The 6,432-nt window shown below is 67.9% G+C and carries 5 protein-coding genes and 1 pseudogene; 4 read left to right on the top strand and 2 right to left on the bottom strand.

Translation table 11 applies throughout. From position 1 onward, the window contains the following. Window positions 1–912 (top strand): ABC transporter permease subunit (locus AC14A7_RS02595; RefSeq protein WP_484006325.1); only part of this gene is annotated, 912 nt, incomplete at its 5' end. A 3-nt stretch (window positions 913–915) separates the two neighbouring features. Here AC14A7_RS02595 and AC14A7_RS02590 read toward each other — a convergent pair. Continuing rightward, complete coding sequence (locus AC14A7_RS02590) at window positions 916–1,821, bottom strand: DMT family transporter (RefSeq protein WP_484006324.1); 906 nt, start codon at window positions 1,819–1,821, stop codon at window positions 916–918. 162 nt (window positions 1,822–1,983) lie between these two features. Here AC14A7_RS02590 and AC14A7_RS02585 point away from each other — a divergent pair, with 162 nt between their 5' ends. Together AC14A7_RS02585 and AC14A7_RS02580 are read left to right on the top strand one after the other, a co-directional pair. After that, on the top strand, window positions 1,984–3,432 hold the full coding sequence (locus tag AC14A7_RS02585; protein ID WP_484006323.1) for an ABC transporter permease: 1,449 nt from the start codon (window positions 1,984–1,986) through the stop codon (window positions 3,430–3,432). 40 nt (window positions 3,433–3,472) lie between these two features. Then, window positions 3,473–4,141 (top strand): annotated as a pseudogene (locus tag AC14A7_RS02580) (ABC transporter ATP-binding protein). A 23-nt stretch (window positions 4,142–4,164) separates the two neighbouring features. Here AC14A7_RS02580 and AC14A7_RS02575 read toward each other — a convergent pair. Then, on the bottom strand, window positions 4,165–5,103 hold the full coding sequence (locus AC14A7_RS02575; RefSeq protein ID WP_484006322.1) for a DsbA family protein: 939 nt from the start codon (window positions 5,101–5,103) through the stop codon (window positions 4,165–4,167). A gap of 199 nt (window positions 5,104–5,302) precedes the next feature. Here AC14A7_RS02575 and AC14A7_RS02570 point away from each other — a divergent pair, with 199 nt between their 5' ends. After that, window positions 5,303–6,403, top strand: coding sequence for an ABC transporter ATP-binding protein (locus AC14A7_RS02570; protein ID WP_484006321.1), 1,101 nt, complete (start codon window positions 5,303–5,305; stop codon window positions 6,401–6,403). Window positions 6,404–6,432: the final 29 nt, after the last annotated feature.

Here is a 6,432-nt window from a genome sequence, read left to right as displayed (position 1 = left end):
TTCTCGGAGCCGACCCTGCTGCCCCTCCTCGCCAGTGTCATCGGATTCGGGGCTCTCGCGGCATCGGCGATCTGGCTGCACTCGCGACGCGACCTCGGATCCAGCGTCTTCGCCGAGCGTGGCGGTCGGGCCACGGCCCGGCGCACCGGCCGATCGACCCTCGGGCTCGCCATCCGCACCCAGCGAGCGTCACTGATCGGATGGTGCGTCGGCGTTGGCTTCCTCGGGTCGATTGCCGGCGGCCTTGCCCCGGTCGTCGCCGAGGCCGTCGAGAGTAACAGGTCGCTCGCCGAGGTGATCGGACGCCTGGTTCCCGGTTCCTCCCCCGACATCGTCGACGTCTTCATCGCCGCCCTGCTCGGCATGGCCGGCGTCCTCGCCGCCGCCGCAGGGGTTCAGGCGGTTCTCCGGCTCCGCTCGGAGGAGGCCGAGGGTCGGGCAGAGCTGCTGCTCTCTGCACCGGTGTCGCGGTCGCGTTGGCTCGCGTCGACGCTCGTGGTCTCTGCTGCATCGGTCGTCATCGTCTGCGCTGTCGCCGGAGCGGCAACCGGGGCGGCGATGGCCAGGGCAGAAGGCAACCCGGAGGACTTCTGGCGATTCACCGCAGCGGCCTTCGCTCATGCGCCGGCCGCGCTCGTCTTCGTGGCAGTGACGGCCCTCGCGTTCGCCGTGGTGCCCCGCATCACGATCGCGCTCGGGTGGGGGCTGCTGGTGCTCGGCTTCGTGATCGGCCAGTTCGGCGAACTGCTGAACCTGCCGGAGTGGGTGCAGAACGCCAGCCCGTTCCACCACAGCTCAGCCGTGCCGGCAGAGGAACTGGATGCCGGTGCCGTCGTCATGCTGCTGGCCATCGCCTCGGTGATGTCGGTCGTCGCAGCAGTGGTGATCCGCCGGCGAGACCTGGTGACCTGACGGCTACGGCCGATCGACGACCGGGGAGTCCGCGACAGCAGCCGCGGGCTCCCTCGTCTTCTGCGTGACGAGCCACGAGCCCGCGAGAACGAGAACGAAGCCGACGATGGTCCACACCGTCACCTTCTCGCCGAGCACGAGCACGCCGGCGAGAATGGCGACCGCCGGGTTGACGTAGGTGATAGTCGTGGCCCGCACGGGGCCGATCTCGGAGATGAGCGCCACCATGAGCAGGAAGGCCACCGCGCTGCAGACGACGGCGAGCACCACGATCGCGACGGTGGCGTTCGCCGACGGCCAGGCGGTCGGCCAGGCGCCGGTGAGAATCACGACGGGAATGTACGCGATGGCCGCGCCCGCGAGCGAGACCGCGACGACACCGACGCCTGGTAGCTCTGGAACCCAGCGGGACAGGATGGCGGGGCCGAGCGCGTATCCAACGACGACCACGGCCATCTGGGCGACACTCCCCAGATCGGAGCCCCCGATGTCGAGCCCGACGAGTGCGGCCACCCCGACCATGCCGACGGCGATGCCGACCCAGTTGAGGGGCGAGAGGCTGGCGGGGCGACCGAGCAGGAAGGCGACGCCGACACCGGCAAGCGGCACCGCCGCGAGCAGCAGGCCGGCCGTCGAGCTCGGCAGGTTCTGCTCGGCCGAGCTCAGGAAGTACCAGGGCAGCACGATCTCGACGATCGTGTAGGCGAGCATCGGCTTCCAGCGGCGCAGCACCGGGGCGATCTCGTGTCTGAATACCGCGAGCGGCACCAGCAGGATCGCGGCGAGCCCCGAGCGGGCAAGCACCACCATCGCCGGCTCGAGCTCGCCGACGGCGATCTTGATGAAGAGGTAGGGAATTCCCCACGCAACCCCGAGGGCGGCGAACAGGATCAATCCACGACGAGTCACGCTCCCATTGTGTCGTCGCGGGCTGACACGGGCAGCGCCTCGGCCGGAGGTCGTCGGTCGCTGGCGGAAACATCGCATAGAACTCCCTCAGCTTTCTCAACAAGCAGCCATAGGCCCGCTCCCTAGCGTCTGGGGCACACCGTCCCCGATCCAAGGAGCACCATGTTCGGCACCTACCTGTTGCGGGAGCTCGGCAACCGCCGCAAGCACACCGCCATCATCGCGATCGGAATGGCCCTCGCCATCGCGCTTGTCATCATCGTCAACGCCGTCTCTGCGGGGGTTCGCGACGCCCAGTCGAGCGTGCTGTCGAGCGTCTACGGCGTCGGAACCGACGTCACCATCACCCAGCAGCCGGAGGCACCCGCAGAAGGCCAGCGGCCCAGCTTCGACTTCGGCTCTGGATCCGGCCAGACGACCGATGGAACCACCGAGCTCAGCCAGTCGCGCCTCAGCACCGGTTTCGGCACCTCGACCTTCGATGCGAGCGCCCTCGACACCGCACTCGGCGTCGACAACGTCGCTGCGGCAACAGCGACCCTGAGCCTCACCAACTCGACCTTCGACGGCGAGATGCCCGACTTCTCTGCCATGGAGCCCGGCCAACTCGGAGAGCCTCCGGCACAGGGCGGAGCGGACGGCGCGGGCGGCAGCTCGTTCAGCGTCGACTCGTTCACGGTCGAGGGCATCGACGTGAGCGGGGCCACCGTCGGACCGCTCACCGCGGTCTCGCTCGACGAGGGTCGCTCGTTCACGAGCGACGACACCGGGGCCGACGTCGTCATGGTCGACCGCAGCTACGCAGCCTCCGCTGAGCTCGCAGTTGGCGACACCCTCGTGATCGGGGGAACGGACTTCGAGGTCGTCGGAATCGTCTCGTCGACGTCGTCGGATGCCGCGACGGCATCCAACACCTACATCCCCCTCGATGTCGCCCAGTCGCTGTCCGGGCTCGACGGCCAGGTGACCAGCGTCTACGTGCAGGCGGCCAGCTCCGCCGACATCGAGCAGATCAGCAGTGACCTCGCGGCGGCACTGCCGGATGCCACGGTGAGCACGGAGGCCGACCTCGCATCCAGCGTCTCCGGCTCGCTGAGCACCGCGTCCGATCTGGTCGGAAAGCTCGGAACCTGGCTTTCGATCATCGTGCTCGCCGCCGCGTTCCTCACCGCCGTGCTCTTCACCATCTCCGGGGTGAGCCGTCGCACCCGCGAGTTCGGCACCCTCAAGGCCATCGGCTGGAGCAACGGCCGCGTCGTGCGCCAGGTCGCGGGCGAGAGCCTCGCCCAGGGCCTTATCGGCGGAGCCCTCGGCGTCGGCCTCGGCCTCGCCGGCGTTGCGATCATCAACGCGCTCGCCCCCACGCTGTCGGCCACGACGGTCGTCGCGCAGGCGGGCCCGGTCGGCCCCGGTGGCGGGGGCTTCGGTGCGCCGGATGCTGCAGCAGCGGCCGAGACGGCCACAGAGATCGCGCTGCAGGCTCCGATCACCGGCGCCGTCATCCTTCTCGCTGTCGGCCTTGCGGTCGCCGGCGGACTCCTCGCCGGCGCGATCGGCGGATGGCGGGCCGCGCGTCTTCGCCCCGCCGAAGCCCTTCGCAGTGTCGCGTGAAGCGCCGTCGCCCAACCCCTACGAACCCACGGAGAGAACCATGTACACACTGACCAACGTCTCGAAGAGCTACACGCAGTCCTCACGAAAGGTGACGGCGCTGAGCGACGTCACCCTCCGCATCGACCGTGGGCAGATGATCGCCATCCAGGGTCCGACGGGCGGGGGCAAGTCGACGCTGCTGCAGATGCTCGGCGCGCTCGAGCGGCCGACGAGCGGGTCGGTCACGCTCGGCGACGACGTGCTCTCGACGATGCCCGACTCCCGGCTCGCGGCTATTCGCGCGAAGGAGATCGGATTCGTCTTCCAGGGCTTCAACCTCATCCCGACGCTGACCGCTCAGGAGAACGTCGAGACCGCGCTGGCCCCGCTCGGCGTGCCGGCCGCCGACCGCCGTCGGCGGGCAGCAGAGGCACTCGCGAGCGTCGGCCTCGGCGACCGTGGCTCCCACCGGCCCTCGGAGCTCTCCGGAGGGCAGCAGCAGCGCGTCGCCATCGCCCGCGCCCTCGTCAAGGAGCCGGAGGTGCTGCTCGCCGACGAGCCGACGGGCAACCTCGACTAGGAGACCCGCGACGAGATCATGGACCTGCTCGAGGGCCTGTGGCGTGACAAGGGCATCACGCTCATCCTCGTGACGCACGACTCAGCGGTGGCCAAGCGGGCTGAGCGCCGACTTCACATCAAGCAGGGCAAGGTCACGGAGAAGTGATGCTCCGTCGCCGTCTGCTGACGTCAGCCTGCGGGCGAGGCGGAGGGAGACGGCGACGGGCTCGGCACCGCGTCCTCGTTGAATGCTGTTCCCGCTGCCTGCACCACGAACTTGGAGAAGGCCGTGGCGTCGTTGGCCGCGCCGGTGTACTTGACGCCGTTGACGATGATCGTCGGCGTGCCAGAGACGGCATCGACGTCGGAGTTGGGAATCGGCCCGGTGAGGGCGCGCTCCTTGGCCTCGGCCACCCACGACTTGAACTTCTGCTCTGTGATGCAGTCGGAGATCGAGGCCATTCTCGTCGCCTTCGCCTTGGTCGCGAGCTCGATGAGCTTGGCGTCGCTGAGGCCGACGGTGTTCTCCTCTGGCCGGTTGTCGAACAGCGCGGTGTGGAACGCGAAGTAGGCATCCGGTGAGTAGTTGGCGACACACGCGGCCGCGTTGGCAGACCGGGTCGAGTACCTCGTGCCCTGCGAGACACGGTCGAGGATCGCGAGCGGGTGGATCTCGACGGTCGCCGCGCCCGTCTCGACCCACTTCGCGATCTGCTTGCCGTTGGCCTCTTCGAAGGCACCGCAGATGGTGCAGAAGTAGTCGATGTACATGTCGATGGCGATCACGTCGCTCTCGCTGTCGCGCACCGTGGCGATGGGCTCGTCGCCCGATCGGGTGGCTGCCGTCTCGGCCGCCACGAAGTCCTCGCCGATGAGAATGCCGTCGCTGCGCATGTTGAGCGGGCCAGGACCGGTCGGACGGATGCTGTTGATGAGGATCAGCGCGACGATTCCGACGACGGCAATCGAGAACAGGATGACCGTCGACTGGATGATGAGCCGGGTCTTCTTCTCCTGCTTGCGGTGCTGCTCGCGGATGCTCTTGGCCTTCTCGCGTGCTTCTTCTCGGCGCTGCTTACCGTCAGGCTGGCCGAAGCCGGGCTGACCGTCCGTGCTTCCGAACGACATCGAGCCTCACAGGGTCAGGAGAAAAGTGGAGTGGGCGGCCGGGTCAACCGCACGGACGATCGTATGAGATGTGGCTGGGAGTTGGCCACACGGCGCCTCCATGCGGCTCTATGCCATAATTTGCGTGGCGGTGGAAACACTGTCATCCATTCACTACGGATCGTCCGGCACGTACCTGCCGGTGAAGGAGAAATGAATAATGGCATCTGTCACTTTTGACAAGGCAACCCGGCTCTACCCGGGATCGACCCGTCCAGCGGTCGACGCTCTCGACCTCTCGGTCGCCGATGGCGAGTTCCTCGTCCTCGTCGGACCGTCGGGTTGTGGAAAGTCCACGTCCCTGCGCATGCTCGCCGGCCTCGAAGAGGTCAACGACGGCCGCGTGCTCATCGGCGACCGTGACGTCACCGACGTTCCCCCGAAGGACCGCGACATCGCGATGGTCTTCCAGAACTACGCCCTGTACCCGCACATGACGGTGGCAGAGAACATGGGCTTCGCGCTCAAGATCGCCGGCGTCGCCAAGGAGGAGCGTGCAACCCGCGTTCTCGAGGCAGCCAAGCTGCTCGACCTCGAGCCATACCTCGGCCGCAAGCCGAAGGCACTCTCCGGTGGCCAGCGCCAGCGCGTTGCCATGGGTCGCGCCATCGTTCGCCAGCCCCAGGTCTTCCTCATGGACGAGCCGCTCTCCAACCTCGACGCCAAGCTGCGCGTGCAGACGCGCACGCAGATCGCCTCGCTGCAGCGCCGTCTCGGCGTCACGACCGTCTACGTCACCCACGACCAGACCGAGGCCCTCACCATGGGTGACCGCATCGCGGTTCTCAAGGATGGCGTGCTTCAGCAGGTCGGAACCCCGCGTGACCTCTACGCGGCACCGGTCAACGTCTTCGTCGCAGGATTCATCGGCTCGCCGGCCATGAACCTCTTCGACGCCGACGTTGTCGACGGCGGCCTCAAGTTCGGCACCGCCGTTGCGAAGGTCGACCGCGAGACCCTGAGCGCCACGAAGGCCAAGAAGGTCACCATCGGCGTGCGCCCAGAAGACGTCAAGGTCACGACGAGCGGCACCGGCCTCCCGGTCGAGGTCGACGTCGTCGAGGAGCTCGGCGCTGACGGCTACCTGTACGGCCACACCACGATCGACGACCGCCGTGTCGACATCGTCGTGCGCGTCGACGGCCGCAACCACCCGAACGCCGGCGAGAAGGTCTTCATCACCCCGGAGCCCGACCACATCCACGTGTTCGACACCGAGAGCGGCCTTCGTCTCAGCAAGAAGGCAGTCGAGGCCAACTAGAGCTAGTACGGTGATCGAGCCTGCCGAGA

The organism is Conyzicola sp., assembly GCF_057073975.1.
The sequence above is the reverse complement of the archived record's forward strand: the minus strand, read 5'-3'. Positions and strand labels throughout refer to the sequence as shown.

What these genes read in the sequence shown, in the direction of transcription:
- AC14A7_RS02585 (WP_484006323.1), top strand. Translation starts at nt 1,984, where the DNA reads ATGTTCGGCACCTACCTGTTGCGGGAGCTCGGCAACCGCCGCAAGCAC.
- AC14A7_RS02575 (WP_484006322.1), bottom strand. Translation starts at nt 5,103, where the DNA reads ATGTCGTTCGGAAGCACGGACGGTCAGCCCGGCTTCGGCCAGCCTGAC.
- AC14A7_RS02570 (WP_484006321.1), top strand. Translation starts at nt 5,303, where the DNA reads ATGGCATCTGTCACTTTTGACAAGGCAACCCGGCTCTACCCGGGATCG.